The following is a 17,307-nucleotide window of genomic DNA, read 5'->3' as shown; positions in this document are numbered from 1 at the left end:
CAGGACAACCGGCTTCAAACCTACAAGGCTTATGCCGCGATCGCCTTCGCGCGCGCCAACCGTGTCGACCGCGTGACGCTCGATTCGCCGAATGCGCGCCTCGGCATCATCGCGTCGGGCAAGGCCTACGAAGACGTGCGTCAGGCGCTTCGTGAACTCGGCGTCGACGAGGACACGGCGCATCTCGCGGGCCTTCGCCTCTACAAGGTGGGCATGCCCTGGCCGCTGGAGCCGGAGGGGGTGCGCGAGTTCTCGGTCGGTCTGGAGGAAATCCTCGTCGTCGAGGAGCGCCGCGAGATCATCGAAAACCAGATCAAACAGCAGCTCTTCAACTGGCGCGCGGACGTTCGCCCGCGCATCATCGGCAAGTTCGACCATAACGACCGTCCCGTCCTGTCGCTGGCGCGCGAGCTGACAGTGGCGACGGCCGCGGTGGTGATCGGTGAGCGCATCCTCGCCTTGAGCGATCTCGACAAGGCGCATCGCACCTTCATCGAGGCGCGTGTGCGCCATTTCCGGCAGCGCGGAGAGGCTGCCGGGCAGCTGGAGCCGCCGATCGCGCGCCCGCCCTTCTACTGTTCGGGCTGCCCGCACAACTCGTCCACCAAGGTGCCGGAAGGCTCGCGCGGGCTTGCGGGCATCGGCTGCCATTTCATGGTCACCTGGATGGGGCGCCGCACCGAGACGTTCAGCCAGATGGGCGGCGAAGGTGTCGCCTGGGTGGGCACGGCGCCCTTCACCGACGAGCGGCATGTCTTCGTCAACCTCGGCGACGGGACCTACTTCCATTCCGGCCAGCTGGCGATCCGCCAGGCGGTCGCCGCTGGCGTCAACGCCACCTACAAGATCCTCTACAACGATGCCGTCGCGATGACCGGCGGTCAGACGGTCGACGGTCCGCTCGATCCCGCCAAGATCACGCATCAGCTACATCGCGAGGGCGTTGCACCGATCTGGCTGGTCTCGGAATTTCCCGAGCGCTACCACGCCTCGCAACTGGCACCGGGGACCGAGATCCGCCACCGCGACGACGTCGAGGCGGCGATGCTGGCGCTGCGCGACGTACCGGGCGTCTCGGCGATCGTCTACGATCAGACCTGCGCGTCGGAGAAGCGCCGCCGTCGCAAGCGCGGCCTCCTGCCCGATCCGGACCTGCGCATCGCCATTAACCCGGCGGTCTGCGAGGGCTGTGGCGACTGTTCGGTGCAGTCGAACTGCCTCTCGGTCGAGCCGCTGGAAACCGAATGGGGCCGCAAGCGGCAGATCAACCAGTCGACCTGCAACAAGGACACGTCCTGCCTGAAGGGGTTCTGCCCGTCCTTCGTCACGCTGGAGGGGGCGAAGCCGAAGACGCGCGCGGCGCGGGCGGCTCCGGATCTGGCCGGTATCCCCGACCCCGTCCTTCCTGATCTCGCCGAGCCCTGCAACATCGCGATCACCGGCGTCGGCGGCACCGGCGTCCTGACGATCGGCGCGGTGCTCGGTATGGCCGCCCATCTCGACGGCAACGCGCCGATGCTTCTCGACATGGCGGGACTGGCACAGAAGGGCGGCGCGGTTCTCAGCCATGTCCGCATCGGGCGGCGTGCCGAAGACGTCACCTGCCCCCGGATCGTCTCGGGCTCGGCGGATGTCCTCATCGCGGCCGACGACGTGGTCGCGACCTCGAAGGATGCGGCCGGTCTCCTGTCGCGCGAGCGTACCCGCGCCGTCGTCAACACCCATCTGACGCCGGTCGCCCAGTTCGTGCGCGATCCCGACTTCGATTTCCGGCGCACGCTCGTCGCAGGCGCGATCCGAAAGTCGGTCGGGGACGGCGCCGATTTCGTCAACTTCACGGAACTTGCCGAGACGGTGAGCGGGGACGCCATCGCCACCAACATCATGATGCTCGGCTATGCCTGGCAGAAAGGGCTGGTGCCGGTCACGCTCGACAGTCTCCGGCAGGCGATCGAGCTCAACGGCGTGGCCGTAAAGGCCAATATCGACGCCTTCGCCTGGGGGCGCTTCGCCGCCGCAAGACCGGACGACATGGCGGGGATCATCGGCCAGCGTGATACGACGAGAACGCTCGGTGAGATGTCCACGGACGAACTGGTCGAGCACCGCTCAAGCTTCCTCACCGACTATCAGGACGCCGCGCTCGCCGCGCGGTACCGCGCGCTGGTGGAGCGGGCCCGGCAGGCCGATGCCAAGGCTGAGGCGCATGGCCGCATCGAACGGGCGGTCGCCGAGAACTACGCCAAGCTCCTTTCCGTCAAGGACGAGTACGAGGTCGCCCGACTTCATACCGACGGTCGCTTCGAGCGCCGACTGGAGGAGGAGTTCGATGGGGTGCGTCGGCGCGTCTACCATTTCGCGCCGCCGTTCCTTGGTGGGCTCGACGCGAACGGGCGGCCGAAGAAGCGTGCGTTCGGTCCCTGGATCCTGCCGTTCCTGCGTGGGTTGGCGCGCCTGAAGCGCCTGCGCGGCACCCTGTTCGATCCGTTCGCGCGCAATGCCGAGCGGATCGCCGAGCGCCGCCTGATTGCCGATTACGAGGCGGATTGCCGTGTGCTCTTTTCGCGCGCACGCCCGGCCGACCGAGATGTCGCGGTGGAGCTCCTGTCCCTGCCGGCCGGTATCCGCGGCTTCGGCCCCGTCAAGCATCAGGCGATGGAGAAGGCGGCGCGCCGCCGCGACGAGCTCCTTGCCCTGATGGGCGAGGGGACTCGCGGCATGGAAAAGGTGGAGATGCCGACGGCGGCGGAATGAGGATCGGAACGAGGGGGTACGCTTCACCCGTCATCGTTCCGTGCTAGGAGCGAAGGGCGCGACGAAGCGCGGAACGCGCCTTTGCGGTGGCATGCCCCGCTCGGGCGCATTCCGGGGGAACCACGAGGCATCCGCACTCGTCTCCTTCCCGCACACAGGAGAGCACAGCATGCTGACCGACGCCCAGACCGACGAAATCTCCGAGAAGATCTCGACCCTCTTCCAGGGCATGGAGCTCGACGACGTCGCCAACGTCCTGAAGATCCAGCTTGCCATGCTGGTCACGCAGGGCAGCGAGGACGCCGACGGCGCCATGGAGTTCCTCGACGAGATTTACGAGGACGTCGAGCAGATGGTCGAGTCCTTCCCCTTCGGCGAGGAGGAAGAAGACGAGGACGAGACGGACGCCAAGCCGCAGAACTGATCGCGTTTTCGCGAGCCTTGGAACGCCGGAACGGACCGGCGGTTCTCCGTCGAATTCGAGCGGGAGAAACGCCATGTCCAACATCGAAGACGTTCCGACCGGGCCGGGCCGCGATCCCGGCCCGCCCGACAGCCCTCCGCCGATGGGCGAGCCCCCCGACCCCATGGTGGAGCAGGACGAGATCCGCGAGCCCATAGACACGCCCGTTCCGGTGGAGCCCGATCCCGAGGAGGGACCCGGCCATCTCCCCGGCGACATCGAGCGCGCCGAGGCGGCCGGGCGCGCCGCCTGATCCACGATTATCGAGCGTATGGCAGGGCCTTAACGCGACTTTCAGCGTCCGGGGCGATGATCGCGGGTGATGCGTCACCTCTCGACCCTTCGCCTCGGACACTCTCAGCCAGCCGCCGCCGTGGGCGCGGCGCCGGATGCCGCGCCGTGGTGGAACGCCGCTGAAGGGCGAGCGCTGCGAACAGCCCTCGCGGCGCTGATCCTGACGCTGCTCCTCGTGACCTTCGAGCCATACCAGGCGGTGTTCGTCGGGCCCGCAGGGTCTGGAAACATCACCAACCAGTTGGGATATGGCGGCCTCGGTCTCGCAGCCATCCTGATCCATCTCTCCATCACGCCCCGCCAGGTGGCGTTGCGGCTCCTGCGTCCCGCCTGGGTCGTGATGGCGCTGTTGCTGCTTCTATCCTCGACCCAGTCGATCTGGCCCGACGCGTCGTTCCGCGCCGTGGTGTTCTCGCTGGCCGCGATGCTCGCGATGACCGGTGCGCTCTGCCTCGTGCCGGACGAGCGAGCGTTTCGCTTCGCGCTGACGGCGGCGGCCCTCGTGGTGCTGGGCCTGTCCTATGCAGGTATCGTGCTGATGCCCTCGGCTGCCATCCACAACGAGGCGCTGGAAGCCGCAAATATCGGTCTGTGGCGCGGCATCTACTCCCACAAGAATGTCGCAGGACCGGTGATGGCTGCCCTGTGCTTCGCCGGGCTTTATCTCGTGCGGAGCGGGCAGTGGGTAACCGGCGTCGCGATCGCGCTGCTTTCGGCCTTCTTCGTTCTGAAGACCGGATCGAAGACGACGCTCGGCCTCCTGCCGCTGGTCGCCGTCCTGATCTTTGGGGGCCGCGTCTTCGGCGGGCGTCGGCTGCCGGTGATCGTCCTCGGCTTCGCCTTCGCCGGCTTCGGGCTGATGACGCTCGGCACCGTCCTGTCGCCGGCCCTCTACGACCTTCTGCAATGGGCGGTGCCGGGGACCACCTTCACCGGACGTCTCGATCTCTGGCGCTTCGCCATCCACGCGCTGGGACCCCAGGCCTGGACCGGCACGGGGTTCGAGGCCTTCTGGTCGACGCCGGTGGTGAGGCACGCCGAACCGCCGTTCGGCTCGAGCTGGGACCCCCGCGGCATCGTCAACGCGCACAACGGTTATCTCGATCTTGCGATCGCGCTCGGCTGGCCGGGGCTCGGATTCGGGATCGTCGTCCTCGTCATCCTGCCCTTGGTCGATTTCGTACGGATCGGGTCGCAAGGCCCTGCCGCGACACGGGTTGCGGACTTCTTCCTGATGGTTCTCGCGTTCACCCTCCTCAACGCATTTCTCGAATCCTTCTTGTTTGCTCGGGGAAATCCTGTCTGGATGACGACGTGGCTCGCCGTCGCCGGGTTGCACCTCCTGCCCAAGGGCCGGACGGTCGCCTGAAGGATCCGGGACCGATTATCGGATTCGCGCAACACAGATTTGCGTATTAATGGTACGCAAGAGTGTTGATTGTTGGTGGGCTACAATCTAGTGCTCAAGAGGTTGGGTTGAGTTCCTGATGGGCCGTTTCCCGGTTCGTCCTGTAGCAGGTGCATTTTCGTGACCATGACGAAGAATGAGCGAGATCCGATCGACGTGCATGTCGGCGCCCGGCTGCGCCTCGTGCGCACATCCCGGCGCCTGTCGCTGGAAGAGCTTGGCCGCCAGATCGGCGTGACCTACCAGCAGATCCAGAAATACGAGACCGGCAGCAACCGGATCAGCGCGGCGACGCTCTATCGGATCTCGCAGCTGTTCGAGATCAGCCCGACCTTCTTCTTCGAGGGGCTGACCTCGCAGGGCGAGACGGACGAGGCGGCGACGCCGAGCCCCGAAGTCGTGCAGTCGTCGCTGGCGCTCGGCCGGATCCCGGACGGCGAAATCCGCCACCGCCTGCGTCTTCTGATCGACGCCTTGGCGCCCGTCCGCGACAACTGAACTCCCCCAGCGCTCGCCTCAGTTGGCGAGCGCGCGCTCCACGAGACGGACCCAGTAGGACGAACCGAACGGGATCGCGGCATCGTCGAAGTCGTAGCCGGGATTGTGAAGCCCGGCACTCGCCCCGTTGCCGAGAAAGACGAAGGCGCCGGGCCGCGCTTCCAGCATGTAGGAAAAGTCCTCGGCCGCCATGAGCGGGGGCGCCGCGGCATTGACCGCATCCGCACCGCAGACATCGGCCGCGACGGCGGCGCAGAAGGCCGCCTCGCGGACGTCGTTCACCGTCACCGGATAATTCCGCTTGTAGACGACGCTGGCGCTCGCGCCGTGTGCGGCGGCGACACCGTGCGCGATCGCCTCGATCCGGCGCTCGGCGAGATCCTGCGACCCTGCCGTCAGCGAGCGAACGGTGCCCGAGACCTGCGCTTCGTCCGGGATGATGTTGCGCGCGAAACCGGAATGGAAGCGCGTGACCGAGAGGACGAGCGAATCCAGGGGGTCGACGTTGCGCGCCGAGATCTGCTGCAGCGCCTGCACCAGCGCCGCGCCCGCCAGGATCGGATCGGCGCCCTCGTGGGGAAGCGCGGCATGGCTGGCCTTGCCGCGGATCGCGATCTCGAACTCGTCGGTCGCCGCCATGATCGGGCCGGGGCGCAGCGCGATCTGCCCGACCGGCAGGCCCGGCAGGTTGTGCATCCCATAGACCGCCTCGATGCCGAAGCGCTCCATCAGGCCGTCCTCGATCATCGCCAGCGCCCCTGCGCCCCCTTCTTCCGCGGGCTGGAAGACGAAGGCGACACGACCCCGGAAGGCGCGGGTGCGGCAGAGGTGGCGGGCGGCACCGAGCAGCATCGCCATGTGCCCGTCGTGACCGCAGGCATGCATCGCGCCGGGTCTGCGCGATGCATAGGGGCGGGGCGTCGCTTCCGCGATCGGCAGCGCGTCCATGTCGGCGCGCAGCGCGACAGTGCGGCCACCCTCGCCGAGACGGCCCGTGACGATCCCGACGACACCCGTCCGGCCGATGCCGGTCACCACCTCGTCGCAGCCGAAGTCCCGGAGCTTCCCGGCGACGAACGCTGCCGTCTCGGGCAGGTCGTAGAGGATTTCCGGCATCGCATGGAGCGTCCGGCGCCATTCTGTGATGTCGGCGGCGCCTGCCGCGATCTCGGGAACGAGGAGCATCGATATCTTTCGGTCTCGCGCCATCAAAAGGCGGAATTCGCCTGCCAGAAGGCGGGCTGGAATCACCTTGCCATGATATGAACGCAGGTGCGAAGAGAACGCAAAGCGTCTTCGCGCTTCCGCGAGAAGGGTCCCATGACAATCATCCGTCCGCTGCCGTCGATCCGCGCGCTTGCCGTTCTCGTAGGGATGGGTAGTGCGGGTCTCGTGGCGGGGCCGGCCGAGGCCATGAACACGATCGTGGTGGACGTGGCGACCGGCAAGGTCCTGTCGGAGAACAACGCCACGCAGCGCTGGTATCCGGCCTCGACCACCAAGTTGATGACGACCTACGTCGCGCTGAAGGCTCTGAAGTCGCAGGAGGTCTCGCTCGACACGCCGGTCGTCATGTCGCGCGCGGCCGCCGCCGAGCCGCCCTCCAAGATGGCCTATCCCGCCGGTTCGGTCATGCGCCTCGACATGGCGTTGCGCATGATGCTGGTGAAGTCGGCCAACGACGTGACCTACGCGATCGGGCAGACAATCGGCAAAGGGTCGATGGAGACCTTTGTCGAGCGGATGAACGCCGAGGCGGCCGCGCTCGGCATGAAGGACACGCATTTCGTCAATCCGAACGGCCTGCCGGCGCCCGGCCAGTATTCCAGCGCCAAGGATCTGGCGATCCTCGGCGTCGCGCTGCGCAAGGAGTTCCCCGAGTTCAGCAACTACTTCGCCACCGAGGCGATCGCCGTCGGCAAGGGGACGATGAAGAACCACAACGGGCTTCTCGGTCGCTACAACGGCGCCGACGGCATGAAGACCGGGTATATCTGCGCCGCGGGCTTCAATCTCGTCGCCTCCGCCACGCGCGACAATCGAACCTTGATCGCCGTGGTGCTTGGCGCCGAGGGGCCGATCGTTCGCGAGCGCACCGCCGCCGAAATCCTCGAGAACGGCTTCAACACCAATCCACGTTCGATCCGCGACACGGTGGCGGATCTGCCCGCGTCGAGCGGCCCGCCTGCCGACATCAGCGCGGAGATCTGCTCGCCGAAGGGACGTACGGCCCGCGCGAACGAGCGGCAGGAAGAGGACAAGCGCGAGGACACGTTCGGCTCGCCCTACATGACCGATCTCCAGCGGCCGGCCGTCGCCTTTCCGGTGGACCTCGGCAGCGCTGCCGCGGCGCCCGGCGTCGAGGCCGGCACGCGCGTGATTGCAGCCTACGGCATCCCGGTCCCGACGTGGCGGCCGGCGCGCCCCGGCGAGCCAGGCTTCGAGGGCGAGTTGCCGGTCGGCTCCGACGCCGGTGCGGAGCATCCCGCCTCGCCGGCTGCGGCTGCCGCCGAAGGAACCGAGACGGCCACTACGGGCGCAGAATGATCGCGCAGCCCGGCGCCCTGCCAGGTCCCGTCCCCGTCACCGTACTGACGGGGTTTCTCGGCAGCGGCAAGACGACCCTTCTCAACCGCCTCCTGCGCGATCCGGCGCTCCGCGACACCGTCGTGATCGTCAACGAGTTCGGGGCGGTCGGCCTCGACCACCTTCTCGTGGAATCCTCGGGCGAGGGGATCGTCGAGCTGTCCGACGGCTGCATCTGCTGCACGGTGCGCGGCGATCTCGTCGATACGCTCGCCGATCTCGTGGACCGCGTGCAGACCGGTCGCCTCGGGGCGATCCGCCGCGTCGTGATCGAGACCACCGGGCTTGCCGATCCGACGCCGATCCTCGCCTCCCTGATGGGTCACCCCGTCCTCGTCCAGCATTTCGCGCTCGACGGCGTCGTGACGCTGGTCGACGCGCTGAGCGGGGCGGCATCGCTTGCCGAGCGGCCGGAAGCGCGGCGGCAGGTCGCCTGCGCCGATCGCCTCGTCCTGACGAAGACCGATCTTGCGCCCGAGACCGGGGCGCTCCGGCATTCCCTCCGCCACCTCAACGCGCGCGCGCCGCTCGTCACAGTCGGCGACGCGGGCCCGGGTGAGCTCTTCGGTTGCGGCCTCGTCGACCCCGCGACGCGGCGCGCCGACGTGGCGCGCTGGCTGGGAGAGGAGACGAGGACCCTCAATGCGGACGCCTGCCACGATCCCCATTGCGGCCACGACCACTCGCACGGCGATCACGGATCCGCGCACGGCGGGATCCGCTCCCTGTCGCTGACGCACGACGTGCCGATGACGGAGGCCGATGCCGAGGGGTTTCTCGATCTCGTGTTGACGCGGTTCGGTGCGGGGCTCCTGCGCCTCAAGGCCGTGGTCTGGACCGACGAGACGCCGGGTCGTCCGCTGGTCCTTCACGGCGTGCGGACCTATCTCCATCCGCCCGTCCGCTTGGCGACCTGGCCGGAGGGCGAGGCGCCACGCACCGCCTTCGTGCTGATCGGCGAGGGGCTCGACGAGCGCGTGATCCAAGACCTCTTCGCCGCCTTCGCCCGCGCGCCGCGCATCGACGCGCCGGATCGCGCCGCCCTCGTCGACAATCCGCTCAGCCTGTCGTCGCGCGGCTTCTAGCGATCCGTCGATCCGGTCCGGATCCGAAACGCCCATCCGCCGGTCTCGAGCGGCTCGGCAGCGATGAGGGCATGGCCACCCTTGCGGCAGACATGTGCGATGTCGAGCCGGGCGAGTGGGTCGTCGGCGAGCACGACGAGATCAACGGCCGCTGGAGCGCCGGCGAGCGCCTTCTCGGTCCGCAGGGCCGGCAGCGGACATTTCAATCCGCGAAGGTCGAGCCTGCCGGTCGGGTTTCGCCCTTTTGCAGACAGCCCCGCCGTCCTATCTTCCGGCTCCGCCAACTGATCTCCTCCAACGGCCGAACGGTTTCATGAGCGACTACTCGATCGATCCCCAGACCATCGTCGACTTCTGGCGCGATCTCGGCCCGGAGCGGTGGTTCGTCAAGGACGACGAGCTGGACGAGACCATCACGCATCGGTTCGGCGACGTCTACGAGCGTGCGGCCCTCGGCGAACTCGACGACTGGGCCGAGGAGCCGAACGGGGCGCTCGCCCTGGTGATCCTGCTCGACCAGTTCCCGCGCAACATGTTCCGCAGCCGCCCGGAAGCCTTCGCGACCGACGAGAAGGCGCTTCGTATCGCCAAGGCCGCGCTCGCCCGCGGCGATCAGTGGCACGTCGGCGAGGACATCAACCAGTTCTTCGCCATGCCGCTGATGCATTCGGAGAATCTCGCCGATCAGGACGAATGCGTGCGCTGGATGAAGGAGATCGGCGAGGAGAACGTGCCCTTCGCGGTGGAGCATCGCGACATCGTCGCTCGGTTCGGCCGGTTTCCCCATCGCAATGCGGTCCTCGGCCGGGACACCTCGCCGGAGGAGACGGCGTTTCTCGACGAGGGCGGCTTTGCCGGTTGAGCCGGCCCTGTTTTCCACCGCTTCGGCGCGAAACCCTGTGTGACGAACACCAACGTTTAAGCTGCAAACTCTAGATCTGTGGGTAGGACACCGGCGGGCGACTTGCATCCGCCACCCCCAGACCGAGGCAAGCAACGTGGCGAACCTGACCCTGACGAAACCGGCCGATCTGGCCGGCGATGCCGGACCGGGCACTCCCATACACCAGCACCTCGAGGCTCCGCCGCTGGATGGATCGGCGGCCGCTCAAGCCAGCGAGGACGTCCGGCGGATCGCGATCTACGATCCCCATGCCGTCTTCAGCCTCGTCGAGGAACTCGAGCATCTCGCAGGCCGGGTGATCGAGCCCAACGTCTTCTTCACGCCGCGCTTCCTCGCGCCCGCTATGCCGCGTCTCGACGAGCGCCATGTCCGCCTGATGGTGGCGCGCGACGAGGACGAGCGTCGTAGCCGCCTGCGCTTCCTCATGCCGTTTTCGGTGGAGCGCCTCCAGCGGCCGTCGCGTCGCTCCGTGGTGCGCGCCTGGACGCATCCGTTCGGTCCGCTTGGCGCCCTGCCGCTCGATCGCGACGATCCGACCGGCACGGCTCGCAGCCTCTTCGATGCCTTGGAGGCGGCCGAACATGGACTTCCGCCCATCCTCGTCCTGCCGGATCTCCCAGTGGACGGGGAACTCGCCACAGCCTTCATGGCGGCGGCCCGTCAGGCCGAGCTTCCTTTCGCTTGGGCGGATCGAACCCAGCGCGCGTGCCTGCGGCCTGCCACCGCCGGCGATCCATCGACCTATCTTCGCCGGGCGCTCGGATCGTCGGGCCATCGCGACCACCGCCGCCGCCTCCGGCAGCTTTCCTCGATCGGCCCGGTTACGCTCGAATGCGCAAGCACACCGGACGCAGTGCGCGTGGCGCTGGAGGATTTCCTGCATCTTGAGGCGTCGGGCTGGAAGGGGCAGCGTCGCAGCGCTCTCCTGATGGACCGCCACCGCGCGGCCTTCGCGCGCGAGGCGGTCAACGGTTTGGCCGAACGCGGCGAGGCGCGCGTCTTCACGTTGCGTGTCGGGACGGACGCCGCCGCAAGCCTCGTCGTCCTGAAATCGAGGGACCGCGCCGTTGCCTGGAAGACCGCCTACGACGAGCGCCTGAAGCGGTACGGGCCCGGTGCGATCGTGGCTGCCCTAGCCACCGAGACGCTGGTCGCCGATCCCGATGTGACGCTCATCGATTCCTGCACGGTGCCCGACCATCGGATCATGAACCGCCTCTGGCGCGATCGGCTCGCGCTCGGAACGCTCGTGATCGGCGTCGGCAGCGTCCGGAGCGATGCGGTCGCCGACGCGGTAGCCGCGGTCGAGGCGGCGCGCCGGCGCCTGAACCGCCGCCGCGTCTGGCGCGAACGCCTCGCGCGCCTCCTTCCTTTCAAAGACTGATCGCGTCAGCGAGCGGCCTCAAGCGCGAGGATCGCCTCCCGGATCGATCCCCCGGCGGCCTCCAGCGCGCGGGCCGCCTCGTCGGGCGAACACCCGACGACGTCCTGCACGATCCGATGTGCTCGCTGCTTCAGCTTGGCGTTCGTCGGACGCATGTCGACCATCCGTCCGCGAAAGACCTTGCCGAGGCGGATCATCAGGAGCGTCGAGAAGAGGTTGAGGGCTGCCTTCTGCGCGGTCCCTGCCGCAAGCCGCGTCGAGCCGGCGAGCACCTCCGGTCCGGTGCGCAAGAGGATCGGGTGCTCGCTGCCCGACAGCAGCGGCGCGCCCGGATTGTTGGCAAAGCCGAGCGTCAGAGCACCAGCTTTGCGAGCGGTCTCGATGGCCGCAATGGTAAAGGGCGTACGCCCGCTGGCCGCGAGACCCAGGACGACGTCCGAAGATCGCGGCTCGAGAGCTGCCATCGCATCTTGCCCCGCAGTGCCGTCATCCTCCGCACCCTCGCGGGCGCGCCAGAGGCTGGTCTCGCCACCCGCCAGGAGAACCACGCGTCGTTCGTCCGCCCAGTCGAACGTCGGCCCGAGTTCGACCGCGTCGAGAAGGCCGATCCGCCCCGAGGTTCCGGCCCCGCAATAGACGAGCCGACCATCGGTGCCGAGACGCCCTGCGGCGTCCTCGGCCGCGCGGGCGATCGCGATCCGTGCCTCGGAGACGGCATCGAGGGCCCGGCGCTGGCCTTCGAGCAGGGCATCGAGGACAGCCTCCGGCTCGCGCCGCTCCAGATCGCGGAAGGCGTCGTCGGCGCGCTCCGTCTCTTCCATGCCCACCGACCCCGCCATGCCTGATGCCTCACTCATCTCTTCCAACGTCGCATCGCCGCGATGGGTTCGCCTTCAATGCTCCGACGGGAAGCGGGGAGGGGGGCTCCCTGGGCTTCGAGGCCAGGCGAACCGGAAAAGTTGTTTGAGATCCTGCCAAAGGAGCATTGCGATCGTTCTTGGCGTCCGAAGTCGACGGGCCCGACTGCAGCCAGCCCACTATTCAGCAGCGTAAATCGGGATTTGGTTCCCGAAACGGGCCTTGCGCAGCGATCACGTTCCTCTCGGGAAAGACACAATTCAGGAGTGTCGGGATCGAGACCTTGCTAGCGGGTAACCATGACTCGTCAACTCCGCAACGCGTTGATAATAATTCGATAACCTATATTGTCTGTAACACATTCCTATGCGAAGGGTGCTGCCGATGCGTCACCCGTGGAGATTCTGATGCCCACTCTCGATCGTACCCTTTCCGGCGTTTATTTCCTGAACGAGGGTGACACCCTCCTCACGACGAACGGCTACAGCAGCGCCGTTGTGATCGGCACCCCCCAGGCCGACACGTTCCAGACGTCCGCCAACGGTGGAACGTTCGAATTTTCGTCGTTCAATGCCTTTGCCGGTGACGACCGTCTGATCATCAAGGACGTCGATACCGTCGGTTTCGGCAACCTGTACAACGGTGGTACGGGCGTCGACACCCTCGAGCTGACGACCAACACGCGTATCGTCATGACGAACTCGGCCGACATCTCGGCCACCACTGGCGGCACGAACATCGCCTTCGACAGCAACGGCACCGCTACCGGTAACCTCGGTGTGACGCAGGTCGAGCGCTACATCATCAAGGCGAGCGCCTTCGACGACGTGCTGAGCGGCAGCGCCGGCAACGACTTCCTCGACGGTCGCGGCGGCGTCGACACGTTCAACGGCTCGGCCGGCAACGACGGCTACGTCTTCGACAACATCAACGAGCGCGTCGTCGGCGAGCAGGCCAACGGCGGCAACGACTCCATCTGGACGTCCGTCACGGTCGACCTGAAGCAGAACGCTAACGTCGAAAACCTGCGCATGACGGGTTCCGACAATATCGACGGTTTCGGCAGCTCGGCGAAGAACCTGATCACGGGCAATGAGGGCAACAACGTCATCGCCGGCGGTGCGGGCAACGACACGCTTTGGGGCAAGGGCGGTTCGGATACGTTCCTCTTCGCCGAAGCCGGTTCGGCCAACAAGGACTTCGTCTACGACTTCGGCTCCGACGACTACATCAAGCTGGACCAGTCGCAGGGTGCGTTCGCCGGCCTGACCTCGGTCAACGGCACGCTGGATCCGACCGAGTTGTCGATCAACAAGGCGATGGGCACCGAGGCGCAGCTCGTTTACAACAAGGCGACCGGCATCCTGTCCTACGACTCGAACGGCGAAGCTGCCGGTGGTTCGCAGGACATCGCCTTCATCGGCGCCAACCTCGACCTGCGCGCCGACCACATCCTCCTCGCCTAATCCGCCAGGACGATCGATGATCAGACCGCCGTCCCCTCTGGGGGCGGCGGTTTTTTCGTGCTCAGCGGGTTGGAAGGGCGTGGCCGGTCACGGTTCGGCGACGGTGGTGCAGAGCCCGGTTCTCGGGGAGCCTGGTCACACCTCGACGGTTGAACCCAGCATCGGCATGGAAAGGTCGGCGGAAGAGACGGGAGGCTTTTCCCCTCCGGAACGACCGGGAGGCGTCAGACCAGCCGGTGCCACAGCCGCGGGTCCTGCGACGAGGCGATCTTGTGGAAGGTGAGATCGGTGTCGTGCCACAGCGCGATGCGGTCGTGCCGGTTGTCGAGGACGAAGTCGCCGGACGGCGTGCTGACGACCAGCACCGCGTGACCCTCACCCTCGGCCGTCGAGGCTACGGCCATGCGAAGCGCGGAGGCCGGCAGCCCGAGCTTCAGAAGCCGCTCGCGCTTCGTCAGCGCGAATTCCTCGCAGTCGCCCGCCGCGACGTTCGCCTGCCAGGTGTCGGTCCCGCGGTCGTTGACGGGGCGGATGGAGCGGTTGACGCTGGCGTTGACCTGCGCGACCAGCGCCCGCACCTCAGGCGTCCACTCCACGGTGCGGACCTCACCGACGCGGCAGGCATAGGGGCTTGCGACGCAGTATCGAATGAAGGCGAAGGGCGCGCGCGTGTTGCTGCCCTCCTGCAACCGGGCCTGCGGCCAGGCGCCTTCCTGGCGCAACGGGGCGAGGCTGCCGGCATCGGCGGTCGAAAGCAACAGGCAGCCGAACGCAGCGGTCGATAGAATTGTCGATAAAGTCTTCGCAACGGGCATGTCTGTCTCCACGTCCTGATTGACACTAGAAGACAGGAAGTTTTCGGATATCTCGTTGCGAGACCTGTTCGATTTTTAAGGAAGGCAGACTTGCTTCAAGAAAGCAACGAAACAGGGATCGAAAGACCCGCGTCTCCGTCGATTATTGCGTGACGACTGTATTTTTACGAGAATTGTTCGCATTGGCCGGACGCGACGATTGGCTCGGCTGACGCAGGCGCTGCGAGCGCTCCAGGCTCCGCTCGCGCAGGCGCAGCAACTGATCGAGTTCGCGCGCATCGCGCGACTGACCGCCGAGGACCGGGAGGTTTCGGCTGCGGTCCTGACGCAACTGATCCCAAGAGCGCCGCGACTCGTTGGCCGGCTCCTGCGCCAAGGCGCTGCCGGCCGAAAGGATCAGGCACAGCGCCAGAAGATCATATCTCATGCTGGGTGCTCTCCCTGCGATGCGCTCGTCGTGACTTTCATGTAGTGCCGACGAGATCCGCCTGCTCATCGTATCGCCTCAGCGATCGTCGAGAAAGGTGACGGTCGCGTCGGCCAGGCGAACGGCGGTCAGCGGACCGCCGGCATAGGCGCCCGTATCCACGCCGACGCGTTGATCCTGCACGATGGGGGCTGCCGCGGGGGTATGACCGTGCACGACGAGGCGGCCCGGGATGCCCGGCCCGCGCGACAGGAAGGGCTCGCGTATCCACAATAGGTCCTCGTCGCGCTGCTGCGAAAGCTCGATCCCGGGGCGGACGCCGGCGTGGACGAAGAGATAGGACGGCGTCGACAGCGTCACCGGCAACTGGCGCAGGAACTCGATATGCGAGGCCGGCAGCGCCTCGACGATGGCCGCCGCATCGCCCTCCGTGCGCCGACGTTTGGCCATGTAGGCGACGTCGTAGCCGTAGGACATCAAGGTGCGCTCGCCGCCGAGACGCAGCCAGTCGTCGAGCGTCCGCCGGCCGTCGAGGACGTCGATCAGCGCTTCCTCGTGATTGCCGCACAGGCAGATCCGGCTGAAGCCCTCCGGGGGCGGCGCCATCAGGTGCTCGATCACCGCCGCCGAGCCGGTGCCGCGATCGAGATAGTCGCCGAGAAAGACGAGAAGCTTGGAGCGTTCGATCGCGGCCGCGTCGTCGACGATCCGCCGTTCGAGCCGCCGCAACTTGTCGATGCAGCCGTGGATGTCCCCGATCGCATAGGTGACGATGGGGTCGACGGCGATGTCGAGGCGACGGCGCGGCGCCCGCCCGGTGCCGGCGAGGCGCGGCGCCCGGCGCGGCAGGCGGTCTTTCAGCATCTGTGTGAAGGAGCCGAGCCCCATGCCGCAAACGATCCCGATCCAGCGCTGATGGTGGGCGCCTTCCGTCAGCGTCCGGCCGGCTCACCGAACCGATTCGAGACACCCATGCCATGCTGAAAGGTCGGACGATGCGACGGGTTCCCCGCCCGCGGCAAAGTTGCCCGCCCGGCCGATCCGGCAGGACGCGCTTCGGCGCGATCGCCGACCGGCAGGCGGAGAGGGAAGGCCGGGCACCCCAGTGCCCGGCGGCCCGGGATCAGCGCGTGATCAGCCGGGTCGAGGTCCGCACGGATGCGGCGTCCACGAGCGGTCCGCTGACGCCGCTGGTGGCGGCGTTGATGATGTCCAGGAACTTCACCACCTCGACCGAGTCGGAGTTCGACACGTAGATGATGTCCTTGTCCTTCATCGGGAACTGCTGAGCGAGGAACAGCATCGACGGATCGCGCAGGTTCGCGCGGAAGATCACCGGGAAGGTCACGCCGGTCTTGCCGGCGACCGGGAAGCCCATGCGGGTGAGCGTCTCGGCATCGACCATGCGGTAGAGGAAGACCTGGCCGGGGTCGGCGCGCGAATCGAGGAGACCGCCCGCCTTTCCGACGCCCTCCGCCCAGCTGAGGTTGGCATCCTCGAAGTCGATCGACCCGTTGAGGCCCGACGCGCCGAAGGCGAGATACGTCCGGCGCTCGCGGTTCACGTAGATCGTGTCGTTCGGGTAGACGAAGATGTTGTCGCTGGGCGAGGTGACGAGCTGGTTGAACGGCACGGTCGCCGACGTTCCACCGCGCTGCAGCGTGACGCTGGTCTCCTCGGCCGGCGCGCTGATGCCGCCCGCGCGCGAGATGACGTCGAGAACGCGCTCGCCGGCATCGCTGAGGCTGACCCGCGCGGCCGCGTTCACGTCGCCGAGGACGGACACCTGGCTCGAGCGCTTCTCGATGAGGTTGATGATCGCCTGCGGCTCGATCGCCCGGTTGGATAGGCGGTCCTCGATCTCGGCCTGCACCTGGCCCGGCGTGCGGCCGGAGACGGTGATCGTGCCGGCATAGGGCACCGAGATGCGCCCGGTCGTGTCGATGGTCTGCGGCGGCAGCGTGATGAAGTTGCCGGGCCGGCTGCCGGCTTCGGCCGGAATGAAGAGACCGCCTGCCGACGATTCGAACAGGGTGATTTGGATCGTGTCGCCCTTGCCGAGCGGCAGTTCAGGCGCGCCGCGGCGGCTTGGACCGAAGCCCTTCGAGAGGCTCTGCGCGTGCATCGGGAAATAACCGAGGACCGTTTCCGTCAGATCCACCAGGACGTAGTCGGTCAGCGGCTTCTTCTTGTCGGCGGCGAAGTAGATCGTCGCCTCGTCGCGGATGCGCTGGTCGTCCGGTCCCGAGCGGGGCAGGGTCGTGCAGCCGGCGGATGCGAAGGCGCCCATGAGGCTGAATGTCAGACCGATCGTCTTGGATCTATACAAATCGAACACCTATCCGCGGACACGAGGCCTTGGGCT

At 67.2% G+C, this 17,307-nt stretch carries 17 protein-coding genes; 10 read left to right on the top strand and 7 right to left on the bottom strand.

Going from position 1 to position 17,307, the window contains the following annotated elements:
• From QZ753_RS17535 to QZ753_RS17515, 5 genes are all read left to right on the top strand, one after another.
• Nucleotides 1–2,754 (top strand): indolepyruvate ferredoxin oxidoreductase family protein (locus QZ753_RS17535; protein WP_294645490.1); only part of this gene is annotated, 2,754 nt, incomplete at its 5' end.
• Between the two features lie 169 nt (nucleotides 2,755–2,923).
• Nucleotides 2,924–3,178 (top strand): hypothetical protein, encoded by a 255-nt coding sequence (locus tag QZ753_RS17530; RefSeq protein ID WP_294645489.1) that lies wholly within the window; start codon nucleotides 2,924–2,926, stop codon nucleotides 3,176–3,178.
• 73 nt (nucleotides 3,179–3,251) lie between these two features.
• Nucleotides 3,252–3,470 carry a hypothetical protein gene (locus QZ753_RS17525; protein WP_294645487.1) on the top strand — a complete coding sequence of 73 codons (219 nt, stop codon included), beginning with the start codon at nucleotides 3,252–3,254 and terminating at the stop codon, nucleotides 3,468–3,470.
• 69 nt (nucleotides 3,471–3,539) lie between these two features.
• Nucleotides 3,540–4,880 carry an O-antigen ligase gene (locus QZ753_RS17520; protein ID WP_294645485.1) on the top strand — a complete coding sequence of 447 codons (1,341 nt, stop codon included), beginning with the start codon at nucleotides 3,540–3,542 and terminating at the stop codon, nucleotides 4,878–4,880.
• Nucleotides 4,881–5,045: 165 nt separating this feature from the next.
• Nucleotides 5,046–5,417: a helix-turn-helix transcriptional regulator gene (locus tag QZ753_RS17515; RefSeq protein WP_294645499.1), complete on the top strand. Its 372-nt coding sequence runs from the start codon at nucleotides 5,046–5,048 to the stop codon at nucleotides 5,415–5,417.
• Nucleotides 5,418–5,435: 18 nt separating this feature from the next.
• On the opposite strand, the gene QZ753_RS17510 is transcribed toward QZ753_RS17515, so the two are convergent.
• Nucleotides 5,436–6,602 (bottom strand): M20 aminoacylase family protein, encoded by a 1,167-nt coding sequence (locus tag QZ753_RS17510; protein ID WP_294645483.1) that lies wholly within the window; start codon nucleotides 6,600–6,602, stop codon nucleotides 5,436–5,438.
• Nucleotides 6,603–6,737: 135 nt separating this feature from the next.
• On the opposite strand from QZ753_RS17510, the gene QZ753_RS17505 reads away from it, so the two are divergent.
• Both QZ753_RS17505 and QZ753_RS17500 read left to right on the top strand, forming a co-directional pair.
• Entirely contained in the window at nucleotides 6,738–7,964 is a 1,227-nt protein-coding gene (locus QZ753_RS17505; protein WP_294645481.1) for a D-alanyl-D-alanine carboxypeptidase family protein, read from the top strand.
• Nucleotides 7,961–9,088, top strand: a complete 1,128-nt coding sequence (locus QZ753_RS17500) for a GTP-binding protein (RefSeq protein ID WP_294645479.1) — start codon at nucleotides 7,961–7,963, stop codon at nucleotides 9,086–9,088. Before QZ753_RS17505 ends, QZ753_RS17500 begins: the two co-directional genes overlap by 4 nt.
• Here QZ753_RS17500 and QZ753_RS17495 read toward each other — a convergent pair.
• Nucleotides 9,085–9,372, bottom strand: coding sequence for a sulfurtransferase TusA family protein (locus QZ753_RS17495; RefSeq protein ID WP_367171525.1), 288 nt, complete (start codon nucleotides 9,370–9,372; stop codon nucleotides 9,085–9,087). The genes QZ753_RS17500 and QZ753_RS17495 overlap by 4 nt on opposite strands.
• A gap of 29 nt (nucleotides 9,373–9,401) precedes the next feature.
• Here QZ753_RS17495 and QZ753_RS17490 point away from each other — a divergent pair, with 29 nt between their 5' ends.
• Both QZ753_RS17490 and QZ753_RS17485 read left to right on the top strand, forming a co-directional pair.
• Nucleotides 9,402–9,950: a DUF924 family protein gene (locus tag QZ753_RS17490; RefSeq protein WP_294645477.1), complete on the top strand. Its 549-nt coding sequence runs from the start codon at nucleotides 9,402–9,404 to the stop codon at nucleotides 9,948–9,950.
• 136 nt (nucleotides 9,951–10,086) lie between these two features.
• A complete protein-coding gene (locus QZ753_RS17485) occupies nucleotides 10,087–11,376 on the top strand; it encodes a GNAT family N-acetyltransferase (protein WP_294645476.1) in 1,290 nt (429 codons plus the stop codon).
• Nucleotides 11,377–11,381: 5 nt separating this feature from the next.
• Here the strand turns inward: QZ753_RS17485 and QZ753_RS17480 are convergent, their stop codons facing one another.
• Entirely contained in the window at nucleotides 11,382–12,233 is an 852-nt protein-coding gene (locus tag QZ753_RS17480; RefSeq protein ID WP_294645474.1) for an N-acetylmuramic acid 6-phosphate etherase, read from the bottom strand.
• Between the two features lie 408 nt (nucleotides 12,234–12,641).
• Here QZ753_RS17480 and QZ753_RS17475 point away from each other — a divergent pair, with 408 nt between their 5' ends.
• Nucleotides 12,642–13,700, top strand: a complete 1,059-nt coding sequence (locus QZ753_RS17475) for a hypothetical protein (protein WP_294645473.1) — start codon at nucleotides 12,642–12,644, stop codon at nucleotides 13,698–13,700.
• A 224-nt stretch (nucleotides 13,701–13,924) separates the two neighbouring features.
• On the opposite strand, the gene QZ753_RS17470 is transcribed toward QZ753_RS17475, so the two are convergent.
• From QZ753_RS17470 to QZ753_RS17455, 4 genes are all read right to left on the bottom strand, one after another.
• Nucleotides 13,925–14,458, bottom strand: coding sequence for a transglutaminase-like cysteine peptidase (locus QZ753_RS17470; protein ID WP_294645471.1), 534 nt, complete (start codon nucleotides 14,456–14,458; stop codon nucleotides 13,925–13,927).
• Nucleotides 14,459–14,657: 199 nt separating this feature from the next.
• Nucleotides 14,658–14,942: a hypothetical protein gene (locus tag QZ753_RS17465; protein WP_294645469.1), complete on the bottom strand. Its 285-nt coding sequence runs from the start codon at nucleotides 14,940–14,942 to the stop codon at nucleotides 14,658–14,660.
• A 78-nt stretch (nucleotides 14,943–15,020) separates the two neighbouring features.
• A complete protein-coding gene (locus QZ753_RS17460; protein WP_294645467.1) occupies nucleotides 15,021–15,830 on the bottom strand; it encodes a metallophosphoesterase family protein in 810 nt (269 codons plus the stop codon).
• A gap of 235 nt (nucleotides 15,831–16,065) precedes the next feature.
• Nucleotides 16,066–17,271 carry a polysaccharide biosynthesis/export family protein gene (locus tag QZ753_RS17455; RefSeq protein ID WP_294645466.1) on the bottom strand — a complete coding sequence of 402 codons (1,206 nt, stop codon included), beginning with the start codon at nucleotides 17,269–17,271 and terminating at the stop codon, nucleotides 16,066–16,068.
• Nucleotides 17,272–17,307 lie beyond the last annotated feature (36 nt).

The sequence above is a fragment of the uncultured Aureimonas sp. genome (assembly GCF_913775355.1).
Classification (GTDB): domain Bacteria; phylum Pseudomonadota; class Alphaproteobacteria; order Rhizobiales; family Rhizobiaceae; genus Aureimonas.
This window is presented reverse-complemented; position numbering and strand designations above follow the sequence as displayed.

Coding starts and splice junctions, on each gene's coding strand:
- QZ753_RS17530 (WP_294645489.1), top strand. CDS start 2,924: ATGCTGACCGACGCCCAGACCGACGAAATCTCCGAGAAGATCTCGACC.
- QZ753_RS17525 (WP_294645487.1), top strand. CDS start 3,252: ATGTCCAACATCGAAGACGTTCCGACCGGGCCGGGCCGCGATCCCGGC.
- QZ753_RS17520 (WP_294645485.1), top strand. CDS start 3,540: ATGCGTCACCTCTCGACCCTTCGCCTCGGACACTCTCAGCCAGCCGCC.
- QZ753_RS17515 (WP_294645499.1), top strand. CDS start 5,046: ATGACGAAGAATGAGCGAGATCCGATCGACGTGCATGTCGGCGCCCGG.
- QZ753_RS17510 (WP_294645483.1), bottom strand. CDS start 6,602: ATGCTCCTCGTTCCCGAGATCGCGGCAGGCGCCGCCGACATCACAGAA.
- QZ753_RS17505 (WP_294645481.1), top strand. CDS start 6,738: ATGACAATCATCCGTCCGCTGCCGTCGATCCGCGCGCTTGCCGTTCTC.
- QZ753_RS17500 (WP_294645479.1), top strand. CDS start 7,961: ATGATCGCGCAGCCCGGCGCCCTGCCAGGTCCCGTCCCCGTCACCGTA.
- QZ753_RS17490 (WP_294645477.1), top strand. CDS start 9,402: ATGAGCGACTACTCGATCGATCCCCAGACCATCGTCGACTTCTGGCGC.
- QZ753_RS17480 (WP_294645474.1), bottom strand. CDS start 12,233: ATGAGTGAGGCATCAGGCATGGCGGGGTCGGTGGGCATGGAAGAGACG.
- QZ753_RS17475 (WP_294645473.1), top strand. CDS start 12,642: ATGCCCACTCTCGATCGTACCCTTTCCGGCGTTTATTTCCTGAACGAG.
- QZ753_RS17465 (WP_294645469.1), bottom strand. CDS start 14,942: ATGAGATATGATCTTCTGGCGCTGTGCCTGATCCTTTCGGCCGGCAGC.
- QZ753_RS17460 (WP_294645467.1), bottom strand. CDS start 15,830: ATGGGGCTCGGCTCCTTCACACAGATGCTGAAAGACCGCCTGCCGCGC.